This is a genomic window from Enterococcus sp. AZ129 (assembly GCF_051714505.1).
GTDB lineage: Bacteria > Bacillota > Bacilli > Lactobacillales > Enterococcaceae > Enterococcus > Enterococcus faecalis.
In genome coordinates, this window is sequence record NZ_JBIORY010000001.1 from 1,977,407 (window position 1) to 1,993,595 (window position 16,189).

Below are 16,189 nucleotides of genomic sequence, written 5' to 3' on the forward strand. Positions count from 1 at the left end.
TCACAAATATGACCTAAAAATAATCGATTATTTGTTTAAAAATTCCTTTAATTCTTCTAAAATTTCAGGCATGGGCGCTTCTTTTACTGAGAGTCCCTTGGGAAACGCTTTGATTAATCGTTTGCCATATTTTGCAGTGACTAAACGACGATCCAGAATCAGCAATGCCCCTCTGTCTTCTTCAGAACGGATTAGACGGCCCAGTGCTTGTCGCAAACGTAAGGCTGCTTTCGGTACCGCTTCTTGAGCAAATGGTTGTATCCCTTCTGCTTCTAAATATGCATATTTTGCTTGCACAAGTGGTCGTTTCGGATTTTCAAAAGGTAAACGCGTGACTATCAATAACTGTAAAGCTGTTCCTGGTAAGTCCACACCTTCCCAAAAGCTATCGGCTCCTAGCAAGACATTCGGTTTTCCATTAGAGAACCGTTTAAGAATTTTTTCACGACTGCCGCTAATCCCTTGGGCGAGGACCTCTTGTCCTTTTTCCAATAATCTTGGCTGGACTTGATGATACACGGTGGACAATAATTCATGCGAAGTAAAAAGAACCAACATCGAACGTTCCTCTTGCGCCATCAATTTTTCAATGGTATCTGAAATGTATTGACCCATCTCATAGGAAGAGGCATTTTGAATGGCTACTGCTTCTTCCGGTACATAGACTCGCGCATTTTCTGCATAGTTATATGGCGTTGGCAGGGTTTTGAACGTCACCTCTGTTAAACCTAACCGTTGCGGTAAATACTTTTTATTGTTGCCAAACTTCAATGTGCCGCTTGTATAAATAATTCGTTCATACCGCGGATACCACTTTGTTTCAGGAAGCAAACTAGCTTCTAAGTCATGAATTTCAATCAAGCCATGGTCTTCATTTTGTGGTAAATATTCTTTTACCCAACGTGGACGCCAATCATCAAGATAAATGGTAAAACAGTGGTGAATACGTTCAATTTCATCAAAAAATTGAAACAAGCGAACAAAAACGATGCGATCAGCCAAACTAAAGGTTTCCAACTGACTCATAATTGTTTGCTGTAACTTACTTTGAATAGTTAACAACTCCTGCAGTAAAAGCTGGAGCGTTTGACTATGTTTTTCTCCCGCAGCAGATAAATAATCAATACGTTCTTTGGTTAAAAGCAACTCCTGATGGTCTATCCGCTTCTGCGTTTTACTAAATAAACGATGCAATTCAAAAAGAAAATCTTGCCATTCATCCACAAAATCCAGTAAACCTTGCTGATAAATTTTTACAAGCCGCTGCTCTTCAGAAAACTGTTGAAAAATTTGCTGTAAAGCAACAAAAAGTTGTTCTTTTTCAATAAAATGCGTGACTTGTTTTTTTAGTATCACACTGTTCACTCGTTCGCTCGCCATCCGACTAGCGATGTCTGGTAAATGATGTGCTTCATCAATAATTAGCCACGGACTTTCAGGTAATAACGGTTGTTTCCTTAGCGACTCTTGCGCCAAAAATGCATGATTAACAATCAACACGTTACTTTGAGCGACTTTTTTATACAGATGTCTTAAAAAGTCAACTTCATAAAGTTCATCTTTTTTTGAAAGAAAATCCAATCCGCGATGTGTAACTTCTTTCCAGAATAAATGATTTAAATTCGTCAATTGTAGTTCATCTAAATCGCCCGTTTCTGTTTCTAGCAACCAGACGAGAACGCCCATTTGATAAAGAGCGTATTGTTTTTGCGGAGTTGGCTGATTCAACGTTGCCTTAAAGCGTTGTAAATCAAGATAGTGTCGATGGCTTTTAATAACAATGCCACGTAATTTCCCTTGGCAGATTTGATTGGCTAACGGTAAATCTTTTTCTACTAATTGATTTTGTAAAACAATCGAAACTGTTGAAATAATGACTGGTTTTTCTGGCGTTGCTAAATAGCTCATCGGTAACAGATAGCCTAATGTTTTTCCCGTTCCAGTCGCCGCTTCAATAAATAAATCTTTTGTCGTTCCTTCTGTAAAATGATCATAGACTAAATTCATCATCCGACTCTGTTCCGCACGATAAGCGAAACGTTCGCCAAACAGTTTTTCTTTGGCTTTTTTAGTTTTGGGATACGTACTAGTCTGATAGAACGTTTCTTCAAAAAGAGGAACTTCTTTTTTGCGTAAAGCAATGCCACTGACCACTTGATAAGCTGGATTTAATGGTGTCACTTGTTTTTTCATTTGTTCATATGTTTGTTGAATAAAGGCACTGGTTTCCCGCGCTGTCTGTTGACTTAATTCCGCAATTTTTTCCATAGTGACTAATGGTAAAGATTTCATTTTTTCTTGAATTAATAACAAAAGTTCGGCTGTAACCTGCGCATCACTATCTGCTTGATGGGGATTCTCATGAGACAAACCTAAACTTTCCGACAAATCACTTAAACGGAAACTTTTTTCTGTCGGTAAAAAAATCTGTGCCAATTCCACTGTATCAATGGCTGGAATGGTAAGTGGCGGCGTGCCACACCGTACCAGTTCACGAGCTAAAAAATTATAATCAAAGTGGACGTTATGCGCCACAAAAATAGTATCTTCCAGATAATGATAAATTGTATGTGCTACATCTTCAAAATAAGGCGCTTTTTGAACTTGCGTATTACTAATCCCCGTTAAACTTTGAATTTGTTTTGGTACTACTTGATTGGGATTCACATCTGTCGCAAAGTTCGCAATAATCTTTCCATCTTGAACGAGAACGCATCCAAACTGAATGATCCGATCACTTGTAGGATCTGTTCCAGTCGTTTCAAGGTCAACTACTGCATACACTTGTTTGTCTTTCAATGACTTCACGCCTTTCATTCATCTTTGAAAATTATACTACAATTTATAGGATTTTCACTAGTATTTCAAAAATTCTCTTGAAATCTTTTCCAGAGATAATAAGAAAGAACCTGAAACAAAAATCCAAAGTGATTTTTGTTTCAGGTTTAAAAACTGATAAACTGAACGTTTTTGTCTTACCTTCTCCTAAATAAACGATTAATAACAGTCAAGGATTTTCTGCATATACTGGTTTAATTGCCCATAGCCTTCCAATTCTCTGATTACTGGGAGCGGACAACGAACCTTTTTATTAAATAGTGTCCGCTTTTCAACATATTCTGTAACTTCATCTAAAAATTTATCTAATCCTTTTTCTAATTTCATACAACTTAACTGATTGCAAATTCGCACGTCTCCTGCTTTTTTCTTTTGAACTTGTTTAAATGATTGTGAGAATGCTTTTGCTTCAATCATTTGTGCTTCTAACTGTCTTTTTTCAATCGTTATTTTCGGTACTGCTTGATTTCCATCAGTATCCTCTAATTGGCGACTCATAAAGCGACGATAAATTTCCTCTTCTAATTCGTCCAATTGTCGTTGAAAGTCTGCAGGAATTGTCCGACTTGATGAACTTTCTTCTTCACTTTCCATAGAGGCAGCTTCTTTTTCTGGCTTCTGCTCCTCTTCTTTTTTGACAGACTCATTCACTGAATTTAGCGAGCTTTTTTCTGTTTCTTGTAGAAAAGTAAATAAAGGTTTTGCCGCGGTACTCTGTTGGTTTTCTTGTTTTTTTTCTGGCAGCGCTTCTTTAAATGGCGCTGGTTCAGATAGCACTGGTTCTTTCGCTGGTTCTTCAAGCGCTGGTTTGTTAACAGGAAGCTCTGCTTCACTTGTTGCTACAGTTGTTTCAACTTCTTGATTTTCCCGATTATCAGGCGAGAGATTGACGTCTGGTTGTTTCAGATTAGCATCCTCTGATACTTTCAGCGATGCCTGTTCTGCGGTTATCACAGGAGAAGCTCTTTTCAAATGGATCGTTTTTATTTGTCTAGAAATGACGGGATTTCTCGTTTGATTAACGGCTTCATTCAAGGAGGCTAAATTTTCTTTTAAAAGTGTCAACATTTCACGTAAGACAGCAATTTCACCAGCTAATTCCGTTATTTGATTTTCTTGCGGCACTACTTGCACATTGGTTTCATTCGTACGGACTGTTTTTTTATTTTTAGTTGTCGGTATTTCGTACATCCATTGTTTTAGTGCGAATCGTAAGTCACGAGTGGTCGGCTCAAAGCTTCCAAAATAAATAGTGTAGTACATTAACTCCGTTTCAACATAGACATAAATCTTTTTAACAATTAACTCTTCAAACTGTTCTGATTCATCCCAACTTTCACATAAAGCCTCAAAAAATTGTTCCCCTTCTGCTAAATTTTGGTACTCTTTCGCTAAATAAAGCTTGCGAATTAAGTAAAAATTATACGGTGTTTCAACATTATCCGCATAAATTTCTCGTCCTAAAAAATCTGGATTCGTTTCTTTACAAAGAAAGACCGTTTTCTCTTCTGGTTGTGTTTCAAGTGTTTTAGTCATGAGATTCACTTCCTTTTTCTCCGTTAATAACCATTTTTAATGATAGATACCTTTAGTATACAGGAGAAATTCTTCTGATTTTCTCATATTTTTAAGAGACAATAGAAATTTTAGAGAAAAATCGACAGAAAAAAACGTGAGACAAACAGTCCTATTGACCATTTATCTCACGCAAAATACTTAAACTGACTATTTTATCCTTGAAACATGCAACCAATTATTCTGCTGAATCAATTGGCAAAATCGTGTCTTTTTTCTCGCGACGTGCAATTGCTGGTAAAATCATTCCTAATAGAATTAAGACGATTGGTGTCACAATGTTAGAAGCTAATTGGAACAACCAGCCTTGAGGGTCTGAGGCATACTCAAATTTAGGCACCATTCCTAGGATACAAGCAAAGGCTGTAAATAGGAAACACCAAAGACCAAACACAAAACCAATTTTAGGATTTTTAACAAATTTATATTCTGAATTAAATTGTTTGTATGCTTTGTTTAGAAGCATATAGGCAAAGAAGACCCACAAGTAACGCATTGGCATAACTACAGAATTTAAGTTAGTTAGCCATTTAACCACTTCGTTCATGTCCTTCAACCCAAACATCGGTAAAGCGATAATAATACTTACTAAAATACCTGTTAATAAGTAACCATTAATTAACGTACCTTTTTTCGTACGTTTACGTAACCAACTTGGAACAAATTCTGGATCTGCTTCAGCTAAAAGAATTTTCAGTGGAGCATCAATTGAAAAGGCTAACGCAGCCACTTGACCCACTGTATTCGTCAAAGCATAAACAATCATTAAGAGATTACCGACACCATAATATGCGCCTAATTTTTGGAAGGCACTGTAGGCACCATTTGCCATTAAATCTTTAGGAATATTGTCACTTGAGAATAACATTCCCATTGCAAATGAACCTAAAACAGCCGATAAACCAACCATTGCCGCTAGGAAAATCATTCCTTTAGGGAACTCTTTGGCTGGATTTTTAGTTGCATTTACGTAAGGAGAAATTTTTTCAGCGCCACCTACCGCAAAAACTAACATCGATACGGTTGTAAAATAACTAAAGTCAAATTTAGGAATGTAAGTGCTGACTTGTGACATGTTTGGCGTCGCAAATTCAACCGTTGAATTAATAAATGGTGCGCCTACCGCTAATAAAATAAATAAAATAGACATCACAAACATGGCGGTTCCAGCTAAACCACCAATAACTTTTAAGGTGGTTAACCCTTTTGTTGATAATAACAAGAAAACCAAGAAAATTATTAATGAAATAAATGATACCGTTACGATTGGCATCGTATTGACTAAGTTTCCATTCCCTTGAACTGCCCAACCTAAGGCAATTAAAATTGCTTGTGGTTTTTGTGCCAAGTAAGGAATGTGCACTACCCAATAAGTCCATGCTGCATAATAGGCTAGACGTTTAGTACTGGTATTTTGCACCCACGAACTAACCCCACCATTACTGTCTTTAAATGTTGAACCTAACTGTCCTACGATTAACGCATAGGGAATAAAATATAAAACTAAAATCAAAAGCCATGAAGTGACCACTGAAATCCCTTGTTGTGCATAATTATTCACAACATTTCCAAGACCCCAGACCATGTTAAAGGCAATTAACCCGACGGTGAACCATCGTAATTGCTTTTTGTCCATATAACCAATTCCTTTCTTATTAAAAAAATAAAGCTCTTCATTTATCATAAGCATTTTACTTTTTATGCACAAGCTCAACATAATTAAATAAAGATGGCTTTTTAATAAGTAATTAAAACGCTTCTAGCAATGATTTTCTAATTTATTTGACGACTAAAAAAGGCCGGTGAATAAGTTGCTTCACCGGCCTTTTTCTAAGAGATTTTTCTTTTATAACATATCAAATAATGATAATTGGTTTTCATCTGGCAAGTCTTTTAAGACACCATTTTCATTCATGTATTCAATTAACGTTTTAGAAACTTTACCTCGTGTTGCCAAATCTTCTTTCGACAAGAACGGTTGCTCTTCTCGTGCAGCGACAATGGCTTTCGCTACGTTGAGTCCTAAACTTGGCACTGCTCGGAAAGGTGCAATCAAGGTATCCCCTTCAATCACAAAATTTCCAGCATCTGATTTGTACAAATCAATCATGCCAAATTTATAGCCCCGTTCCAGCATTTCATTACATAATTCTAAAACCGTTAATAAGTTTTTCTCTTTAGTGGAGGCGTCCATCCCTTTGTCCGTAATTTCTTTCATTCGTGCTTTCACAGCTTCTTTCCCTTGTGACATTGCCACTAAGTCGAAGTCATCCGCCCGAACGGAGAAAAACGCACAGTAATATAAGATTGGGAAATAAACTTTAAAGTAAGCGACCCGCAACGCCATTAATACGTATGCTGCCGCATGGGCTTTCGGGAACATATATTTAATTTTAGAACAAGAATCAATATACCAGTCAGGGACGTTGTTTTCTTTCATCGCATTTAAATACGTATCCCGTAGTTCATCAGGAATCTTATTCCATTGTCCTTTACGTACCGTTTCCATAATCTTAAAGGCCATCCCACTGTCCAAACCAGCATGAATTAAATAAACCATGATATCATCCCGACAACCAATTACTTCAGCAAGATTGGCTTCGCCACGGCGAATCAATTCTTCTGCATTCCCTAGCCACACATCGGTTCCGTGAGACAGTCCAGAAATTTGAAGTAATTCTGCAAAAGTTGATGGATGGGTCTGTTCTAACATACCTCGAACGAAACGTGTTCCAAATTCAGGAATTCCTAACGTTCCTGTTTTAGAATAAATTTGCTCTGCATCCACACCTAGAACCTCAGGTCCTTCAAAAATACGCATCACTTCTGGATCGTCTGTTGGGATGGTTTTTGGCTCAATCCCAGATAAATCTTGTAACATCCGAATCACGGTTGGATCATCATGTCCCAGAATATCAAGTTTTAAAATATTATCGTGAATGGAATGGAAATCAAAGTGCGTCGTTTTCCATTCTGCCTCTTGATCATCAGCAGGGTATTGAATTGGCGTAAAGTCATAAACATCCATGTAATCAGGAATTACAATAATACCGCCGGGATGCTGCCCAGTCGTCCGTTTAACCCCTGTTGAACCTTTGGCTAAGCGATCAATTTCAGCGCCGCGCAAATGTAAATTATGATCTCTTTCATATCCTTTAACAAAGCCATACGCTGTTTTGTCGGCTACTGTACCAATGGTTCCTGCCCGGTAAACATATTCTTCACCAAAAAGAACTTTCGTGTAGTTATGGGCTTCGGCTTGATAATCGCCAGAAAAGTTCAAATCGATATCGGGAACTTTGTCGCCATGGAACCCTAAGAACGTTTCAAAAGGAATATCGTGACCATCTTTAAACAATCGAGCGCCACATTTTGGACAGGCTTTTTCAGGCATATCAAACCCTGAACCATAGGAACCATCTTCATAGAACTCAGAATATTGACACTCAGGACAATAATAATGTGGCGCTAAAGGATTTACTTCAGTAATCCCTGTCATTGTCGCAACAAAACTCGAACCTACAGAGCCCCGTGAACCAACTAAATAGCCATCTTCATTACTTTTATGCACCAGTTTTTGAGAAATTAAATAAATGACCGAGAAACCATTTCCGTTAATCGAATTCAGTTCCTTTTCTAACCGTTTTTCGACAATTTCTGGTAAAGGATCGCCATACAATTCGCGCGCACGATTGTAGCTTAAATCAGTGATTTCTTGTTCAGACCCAGGAATTTTCGGCGTATACAAATCGTCTTTTACTGGAATAACTTCTTCACATAAATCAGCGACTTTGTTGGGATTTTCTACCACAATTCGCTTAGCGACGTCTTGTCCTAAAAATTGGAATTCCGTTAACATTTCATCGGTGGTTCGGAAATGAACCTTTGGTAAACTATGGCGATTTAACGGATTAGCGCCACCCATAGACCCGACTAAAATTTTCCGATAGATGGCATCTTCTTCATTTAAATAATGAACATTTCCAGTGGCGACAACCAGCTTGCCAAGTTCGTCACCGATTTTCACCAGATTACTAATAATTTCTTCCAAATCTGCTTCATTTTTCACCAATTCTTGTTCAATTAATGGCGCGTAAACTGGTTTGGGCATAACTTCAATATAATCGTAGAATTTGGCACGATTTTTTGCTTCTTCGACACCTTTTTGCATCATTGCTTCAAAAATTTCGCCGTTTGAACATGCAGAACCGATTAAAAGCCCTTCTCTTAACTTCGATAATTGCGAACGAGGAATCCGTGGTACTCGGAAAAAATAATCTACATTGGACATGGAAATCAATTTAAAAAGATTTTTTAATCCTGCTTGAGTTGTTGCTAAAATCGTTGCATGGAAAGGTCGAGCTCGTTTGTATGAATCTCCTTCGCCAATATGACGATTCAAATCATCATGGAAATGCATATCATGATTCTCTTTCGCTTCTTTTAAGAAAATCCAGCACAAATGACCTGTTGATTCCGAGTCATAGATGGCGCGGTGATGTTGTTCTAAGTTGACGCCAAATTTTTTCGATAAGGTATTTAGACGATGGCTTTTGAAATGTGGATACAAGAATCTGGATAATTCTAATGTATCGATGACGGGATTAGCCGCTTCAGGTATTCCATGTTTGCCATAACTTGTATTTAAGAACCCCATATCAAAAGAAGCGTTGTGGGCCACTAAAATAGTTCCTTCTGAAAACTCTTTAAACATGCGTAAAACTTCTTCTTCGGATTTTGAACCGCGCACCATTTCATCTGTAATCCCAGTTAAATTGATCGTTGTTTGAGATAATGGATGGCCAGGATCAATAAATTGCTCAAATGTCTCAATGACATTTCCTTTGTGCATTTTGACAGCGGCCAATTCAATAATGGTATCATAAACAGCGGAAAGCCCCGTTGTTTCCACGTCAAAGACCACATAGGTAGCATCTGTTAATTCAATATGTTCCTCGTTGTAAGCAATAGGTACACCATCATCAACAATATTGGCTTCCACGCCGTATAAAATTTTAACGCCTGCTTTTTTACCTGCAGCATGGGCATCAGGAAACGCTTGGGCGCCGCCATGATCCGTAATTGCGATGGCCTTGTGACCCCATTTCCCCGCTTGCGCCACCAAGTCACCGACTTTATTGGTCGCATCCATTGTACTCATGTTACTATGCATGTGTAATTCTACACGTTTTTCACCTTCTGGCGCGTAGTCTTTTCTTGGCGCATGGGCGACTTCCATCAAATCTTGGGCATTCATGACTAAATCACGCATGAAGGTATCTTCTTGTACACTACCACGAACACGAATCCAACTTTGCGGTTGAATCGCATCAAAAACTTGTTCATCTTTTTCCCCATTCGAAAATTTCTTCACCACGAAAGAGGAAGTATAATCAGTTATTTTCAAAATTAAAATTTTTCGTTTAGAACGCAATTCACGCACTTCTTTATCAAAAATAAAGCCTTCAATCGTTATCCGACGTTCTTCTTCCAGTATATTTCCCATTGGCATAATGGGTTCATCATTGGGAATATTCCGCCCTAAACGAATTGGACCATCAAACGCAGGCGCTTGTTGTTGTTTTTCTTTTTTCATTTGTTCATGTTTAACAAGCGATTCAGCAGCTTGTTGTTGAAAGGCTGCGGCTTGTTCTAATTTTTGCTCTTCAAACTTTTTCAACACTTCTGCAGCTTGCTGTTGATCCATTTTTGGTTCAATATGAAATTTAGGAAACCCGTAAGAGAAATAAAGTTCCTCAATAATTGGTAAATATTGTTGCTTCAAATAAGGAATAACTGCTTCATTATCAACAGGTAAGATAATTTTCCGATCTTCAAATTGTGGTGTCTGTGTTTTTAAGACTTTCTGAACTAACGGTGTATTACATTGACTATTTAACAAGGCCAACTGCCAATAATCCGTTAATTGTTCCTCTGTAAATGTTGTCTGATTTGTGGTTATTTGAACGGAAACCTGCGCAATTTGTTGAAAAGCTAGTTCCAATTGTTGCATAAATGTTTGATATAGCATCACTGGCATCAATTCATCAAAACTTAAATGAAATTCCCATAAGCGACTTTGTTGGTGAACAATGACCTTGTCAATCCGGCCATTTTGAATTAAGGGATGTTCTTTCGCTGTGTCATCTAACTGAATTTGCGTCATCAGTTTATCAAATAAATCGCGTGCTTTTTCTGTCACAAAATGAACCTCCTTCTATCATTGAAAAAAGGCCCTCAGACAAATCTGTCAAGTGCCTTTTTTCGGTTTCTCTGCATTCGCTTCTCTATTAAGTATACTCGTTTTTTGTAAAAAAACAATCTTGTTTCTTTTCTAAAAAGAGCTAAGAAGAGCTTGAAGCAAAAATCACTTTAGATTTTTGCTTCAAGCTTAAACGCTGATAAGTGGCGGAAACAGTTTATCCTAATCATTCTGTCCGCCCTTTTCATTATTATTCCACTTCTGATGTTGTGTTCATCAAAATAGAAAGTGTACTTTCTAATTCTTCTTTGCGTACTTCCAACATTTCACCAGTACGTTTGATTTTGACTTCTACCACACCATCGACTGCTTTTTTCCCGACTGTGATACGGATTGGACAACCAATTAAATCAGCATCAGCAAATTTTACGCCTGCGCGCTCGTTGCGGTCATCAACTAATACTTCGTAGCCCGCTTCGGTCATCATTGCTTCAACTTCTTGTGATAGTTTTGTTTGGTACTCATCTTTCACATTCATTTGGACCACGTGTAAATCAAATGGCGCAATTCCTGTTGGCCAATTAATACCACGCTCGTCTGCATTTTGTTCAACGATTGCTGAAAGTAAACGACTAACGCCGATGCCATAGCAACCCATGATCACTGATTTTTCACGACCGTTTTCATCTAAAACTGTTGCGCCCATAGCATCACTGTAACGCGTTCCTAATTTGAAGATATGACCAATTTCGATTCCTTTGGTAAAGGCTAAGACACCATTGCCATCAGGAGAAGGATCGCCTTCTTGAACAAAGCGTAAATCTTCGTAACTAATTGGTTGGAAATCACGATCTGGATTTACATTTGTCAAATGATAGCCGTCTTCGTTAGCTCCAACAATGGCGTTGGCTAAATCTTGAACAGCTAAATCTGCATAAATTTTAACATCTTCAGAAACATTGACTGGACCAATTGAACCAAAGCCCGCTCCTAAGACACGGCGAGCATCTTCTTCTGTTGCTTCATCTAAGAAATCAGCGCCTAAGAAGTTTTTCAATTTGACATCATTGACATCATGATCGCCACGAACCAAGACCATTACTGGCTCTTCATCGGCAATAAATAGTACTGATTTAATAATTCGTTGTGGCTCAACTTCAAAGAAGTTTGCCACTTCGGCAATTGTACCCACTTCTGGTGTTGCAATTTTTTCTAAATCTAATTGTGTTTCATGTGATTTTTTCGGCGTATAAAGACTTGTTGCCATTTCTAAATTGGCAGCATAATCACTTTCTGTTGAATAACAAATAGTATCTTCCCCAATTTCAGAAATCGCCATAAATTCTTTAGAATCTTTACCACCCATGGCACCACCGTCCCCAATAATGGCACGGAATTCTAGTCCACAGCGTTCAAAAATGCGTGAGTAAGCTTTTTCGTAATCACGGTATGATTGATCTAAACTAGCTTCATCGGCATGGAAAGAATAGCCATCTTTCATGATAAATTCACGGCCTCTTAATAAGCCAGAACGTGGGCGTTTTTCATCACGATATTTTGTTTGAATTTGGTATAAATTCAAAGGTAATCGTTTGTAAGAATTGATTTCATCACGAATTAATTCTGTGAAGGTTTCTTCATGCGTTGGGCCTAAGATATAGTCACGATCATTGCGATCTTTTAAGCGATACAAGTTAGGTCCATAAGTTTCATAACGGCCTGATTCTTTCCAAAGTTCTGCGGGTAATAACGCAGGCATTAACATTTCAACTGCATCAATTTTCTCAAATTCTTCTCGCATAATCGTTTTTAATTTTTCTAAAACACGATTGGCTAAAGGTAAATAAGAATAAATCCCTGCAGCGACTTGACGAATATAGCCTGCGCGCAACAGAATTTGATGACTTAAGACTTCTGCATCATTTGGTACTTCTCTTAACGTTGGAATTAACATTTTTGACTGTTTCATTAAAACTCTCCTCTATTTTAAAATCAACTATTTTTGATTTCTTTACACACTTTTTTACTTAAGCTTTCTCCTTAAAAGAAAAAGCGTTGAATATCGTTCCAAGTAACTAACACCATTAACACCATGACAAACCCAAAGCCAATTAACGTAATGATGCCTTCTTTTTCAGGACTAATTGGTTTTCCACGTACACCTTCAATAATGTTTAAGACAATTTTCCCGCCATCTAAAGCTGGGATCGGCAACAAATTAATAATCCCTAAGTTCATTGACAACATGGCCATTAAGAATACAACTGTACTTACTCCAGCATTGGATGCTTCTTCCGATAATTTAAACATCATGACTGGCCCACCTAGTTTGTTTAAGCTAAAACCGGTGAATAGTGAGCCAAGTGCTTTAAAAATCTGTGTCGTACTATTCAAAGTATCCTGAATACCGCCCATCAATTTTGACGGTAAATCGGTTTTCATATAAGGATAAACACCGACTTTACCAATCGTTTGTTTTTCCACTTTTTGTTTTTCTGGTGTCACTGTTAGTTGCTCTTCTTTGCCGTTACGCTCAACTACGAACGTCAACGGCTTTTCGGGGTTCTTCTGCACAATAGTTGTAAAATCTTCGTATTTTTTGATTTTTTGATTATTAATCGATAAGACTTTATCGTTTTCTTTCAACCCAGCTTCTGCGGCTGGGCCATTAGGAATCACTTGTCCAATTTGGTTCGTGTTTAAATCAGTGACGCCTCCTTGTAGAAAGACCGCTAACGTAAACAGAATAAACCCTAAGATAAAGTTATTCATGGGTCCCGCAAAGTTCGTCAAAATGCGTTGCGATAATTTCGCTGATTGAAATTGAACGTCAAGTGGCGCAATCCGCACCTCGGTCCCATCACTTTCAATAATCGTTGCATCATGGTCAACTTTATAAACGGTTTCTTCTTCCTCGTTTCCATTGACATAGCCCTTGATGAATAATTCTTTTTCAAGATCAAAATCAACGACTTCCATCGGAATACTATGAGGTAATTGTACTTTTTTACTTGTATTAATTTTAACCACATTACCCACGGCATTTAACTCAACAGATAGAGGCATACCTGGTGTGATTTCTGTCATGTCTTCGCCCATCCCAGCCATTCGCACATAGCCACCAATCGGCAATAAGCGAATCGTATAAGTGGTGCCATCTTTTCCACGATGCGCAAAAATCTTTGGTCCCATTCCGATTGCAAACTCACGAACTAAAATACCCGCTCGTTTTGCAAAATAAAAGTGGCCAAATTCATGTACGAGGACAAGAATACCGAAGACAATAATGAATGTGATAATTGTTTTCATAGATGTCCTTCTTCCTTCATTCACTGACGTTCAGTGCTTTTTATTATTACATGGGAAAGTCTCGTAAAACTTGCTCTGTTCCCTTCCCGATAAACCAGTGCAACTGTTTACTGAGAACAGTCGCCACTGTTAGTGAACAAATCTTTCCTTATGTAAGACAAGTTTTATTTTAGCATATTCACTCATAAATAACCATTGGACTTGACCACTTCGTCTGGATATTTTGTGTTTTTTTAGAAAACTCTATAAATGAGAGGAATTGATTACTACGACCAGTATTTTTTTAAAGACCTTCAACAATAGTAGCTAACTTTAGACCATAAACTTTTCCGACAGTTTGTCGTATTTTATCAACACGCTGATTGACATGTGCTACCATGAAAGTATTAATAGTAATTTTAGGGGGAATGAATCAATGTATGGAGAATTACATGGTAAAGTGGCCGTTGTCACTGGTGCAGCTACGGGTTTAGGATTATTTATTACTCTGCGTTATATCTTAGAGGGCATGAATGTTGTTGCTGACTATGTCGGTGAGCTGCCTAAAGAATTTGAAGATGTTCAAGCCAAGCACGCAGACCGCGTAAAATTCGTGAAGGCTGATGTCTCTAATGAAGAGGATATTAAAGCGTTAGCTGAAACCGCTTTAAAAGAGTTTGGTCATGTTGACATTTGGGTAAATAACGCCGGTGTGGAGGCTTCTTTTCCGACAATTGATATGCCATTAAAAGAATGGCAACGTGTCATTGATGTCAATTTAAACGGTGTCTTTTTGGGTTCTAGAGAAGCACTCCGAATATTTAGAGATCAAAAAATCAAAGGGTCAATCATTAATATGTCCTCCGTTCACCAAAGAATTCCTTGGCCAACGTTCGCTCACTATGCGGCAAGTAAAGGTGCAACCGAAATGTTCACGAAAACAATCGCTTTGGAATATGCGGAATATGGTATTCGTGCCAACTGTATTGCACCTGGAGCGATTAACACACCTATTAATGCTGAAAAATTTTCCGATCCCGAACAGTTAAAACAAACAACGAGCATGGTTCCTATGGGCATTATTGGTAAACCCAATCAAGTAGCTGCTGCGGCCGCTTGGTTAGCTTCTGATGAATCCTCATACGTAACCGGAACAACACTCTTTGTAGATGGCGGGATGTCTCTATACCCTTCGTTCCAACACGGAGCTGGTTAAAAAGTAGTCTGCAACAAAATCTATTCAGGAGGCTTACCATGAAACTAGTCAAAAATGTTCTTTTAATTTTAATTGGTTTAGTTATTATCGGGATTGGCGCATCCACTTTAAGAGTGGCAGGTTTAGGAGTTGATCCTTTCACTGCTATGAATATCGGACTTTCTTCGATGTTTGGTATGCAATTAGGCATTTTTCAAATTATTGTCAATGCGTTTATTTTATTCTATGTCTATTTAAAAAACAAAAAAGCCATTGGTCTGGGAACTATTTTAAATATGCTTTTAGTAGGAATTTTGATTCAACAGATTTCTACTTGGCTTCAACCTTACGCCAATAGTTTAGGAGGCTCAACAATTGGCAAACTACTTTCTTTATTCGTCGGAGTCCTGATTTTTACATTTGGCTGCGCCTTATACATGGCTACAGATCAAGGCGAATCCCCCTATGATGCGATTGCGCCAACCATCTGTCAACAAATCAACAAACCTTACGCTTCTGTTCGAAAAGCACAAGATTTGTTGGTCCTATTAATTGGCTTTATTGCTGGTGGTCCAATTGGGATTGGTACAATTATTTGTGCATTTGGTGCTGGCCCACTTATTAGTTTTTGGAACAAGTTACTTCAACCTTTAGTAAAATAATTTTTTAACTAAAATATAAGAAAAAGCGATGACTTCATAGAGATTTTCTTCTCGAGTCATCGCTTTTTTATTTGTACTTTCTTTGAAGAAGCATGATTAGTGTGTTTCTTGTTTGGCTTTCCGTTGTTATTTTGGTTGATTATTTTGTTGGTAGAGTGAAAAACTAGCCGACAGACCCTTCCATATTGGAATCGACTTCTCAACCAGTGTCATTAACTATCAAACCAAGTTTTTAAGAGTTCTTATAGTAGTTTAGAGACTCAATATTTATCAATGATTATCAAATTAGGATGGGAAAAATCTGGTCAATTTAGATATGTTATTGGGAGCAATTTAAAAAGCTGTTTTGTTAAAAAATTCAGCTTTTTTATTCGCAATTTTCTTCAATAAAATCAGTTACATTTTTCTTGGTATTTTCAATGTTTATTT

The 16,189-nt window shown here is 37.7% G+C and carries 8 protein-coding genes; 2 read left to right on the top strand and 6 right to left on the bottom strand.

Features of this window, described 5'->3' with window-relative positions:
* Positions 1-27 precede the first annotated feature (27 nt).
* The 6 genes from IGJ90_RS09710 to rseP all read right to left on the bottom strand — a co-directional run bounded on the left by IGJ90_RS09710 (position 28) and on the right by rseP (position 13,924).
* On the bottom strand, positions 28-2,817 hold the full coding sequence (locus tag IGJ90_RS09710; protein WP_025189407.1) for an ATP-dependent DNA helicase DinG: 2,790 nt from the start codon (positions 2,815-2,817) through the stop codon (positions 28-30).
* A gap of 180 nt (positions 2,818-2,997) precedes the next feature.
* Positions 2,998-4,374, bottom strand: coding sequence for a hypothetical protein (locus IGJ90_RS09715; protein ID WP_010826587.1), 1,377 nt, complete (start codon positions 4,372-4,374; stop codon positions 2,998-3,000).
* A gap of 217 nt (positions 4,375-4,591) precedes the next feature.
* The gene (locus IGJ90_RS09720) at positions 4,592-6,049 is read right to left on the bottom strand and encodes an amino acid permease (RefSeq protein WP_002356790.1); all 1,458 of its coding nucleotides are present in this window, start codon (positions 6,047-6,049) and stop codon (positions 4,592-4,594) included.
* A gap of 210 nt (positions 6,050-6,259) precedes the next feature.
* Positions 6,260-10,615, bottom strand: a complete 4,356-nt coding sequence (locus IGJ90_RS09725) for a PolC-type DNA polymerase III (RefSeq protein WP_438768046.1) — start codon at positions 10,613-10,615, stop codon at positions 6,260-6,262.
* A 250-nt stretch (positions 10,616-10,865) separates the two neighbouring features.
* Positions 10,866-12,584 carry a proline--tRNA ligase gene (locus IGJ90_RS09730; RefSeq protein WP_002359769.1) on the bottom strand — a complete coding sequence of 573 codons (1,719 nt, stop codon included), beginning with the start codon at positions 12,582-12,584 and terminating at the stop codon, positions 10,866-10,868.
* Positions 12,585-12,655: 71 nt separating this feature from the next.
* Positions 12,656-13,924 carry an RIP metalloprotease RseP gene (rseP, locus tag IGJ90_RS09735; protein ID WP_002362168.1) on the bottom strand — a complete coding sequence of 423 codons (1,269 nt, stop codon included), beginning with the start codon at positions 13,922-13,924 and terminating at the stop codon, positions 12,656-12,658.
* A 415-nt stretch (positions 13,925-14,339) separates the two neighbouring features.
* Here rseP and IGJ90_RS09740 point away from each other — a divergent pair, with 415 nt between their 5' ends.
* Both IGJ90_RS09740 and IGJ90_RS09745 read left to right on the top strand, forming a co-directional pair.
* Positions 14,340-15,119 carry an SDR family oxidoreductase gene (locus tag IGJ90_RS09740; RefSeq protein ID WP_002359767.1) on the top strand — a complete coding sequence of 260 codons (780 nt, stop codon included), beginning with the start codon at positions 14,340-14,342 and terminating at the stop codon, positions 15,117-15,119.
* A 38-nt stretch (positions 15,120-15,157) separates the two neighbouring features.
* Positions 15,158-15,760: a YczE/YyaS/YitT family protein gene (locus IGJ90_RS09745; protein WP_002389010.1), complete on the top strand. Its 603-nt coding sequence runs from the start codon at positions 15,158-15,160 to the stop codon at positions 15,758-15,760.
* Positions 15,761-16,189 lie beyond the last annotated feature (429 nt).

What these genes read in the sequence shown, in the direction of transcription:
- rseP (WP_002362168.1), bottom strand. Translation starts at nt 13,924, where the DNA reads ATGAAAACAATTATCACATTCATTATTGTCTTCGGTATTCTTGTCCTC.
- IGJ90_RS09745 (WP_002389010.1), top strand. Translation starts at nt 15,158, where the DNA reads ATGAAACTAGTCAAAAATGTTCTTTTAATTTTAATTGGTTTAGTTATT.
- IGJ90_RS09720 (WP_002356790.1), bottom strand. Translation starts at nt 6,049, where the DNA reads ATGGACAAAAAGCAATTACGATGGTTCACCGTCGGGTTAATTGCCTTT.
- IGJ90_RS09715 (WP_010826587.1), bottom strand. Translation starts at nt 4,374, where the DNA reads ATGACTAAAACACTTGAAACACAACCAGAAGAGAAAACGGTCTTTCTT.
- IGJ90_RS09710 (WP_025189407.1), bottom strand. Translation starts at nt 2,817, where the DNA reads ATGAAAGGCGTGAAGTCATTGAAAGACAAACAAGTGTATGCAGTAGTT.
- IGJ90_RS09730 (WP_002359769.1), bottom strand. Translation starts at nt 12,584, where the DNA reads ATGAAACAGTCAAAAATGTTAATTCCAACGTTAAGAGAAGTACCAAAT.
- IGJ90_RS09740 (WP_002359767.1), top strand. Translation starts at nt 14,340, where the DNA reads ATGTATGGAGAATTACATGGTAAAGTGGCCGTTGTCACTGGTGCAGCT.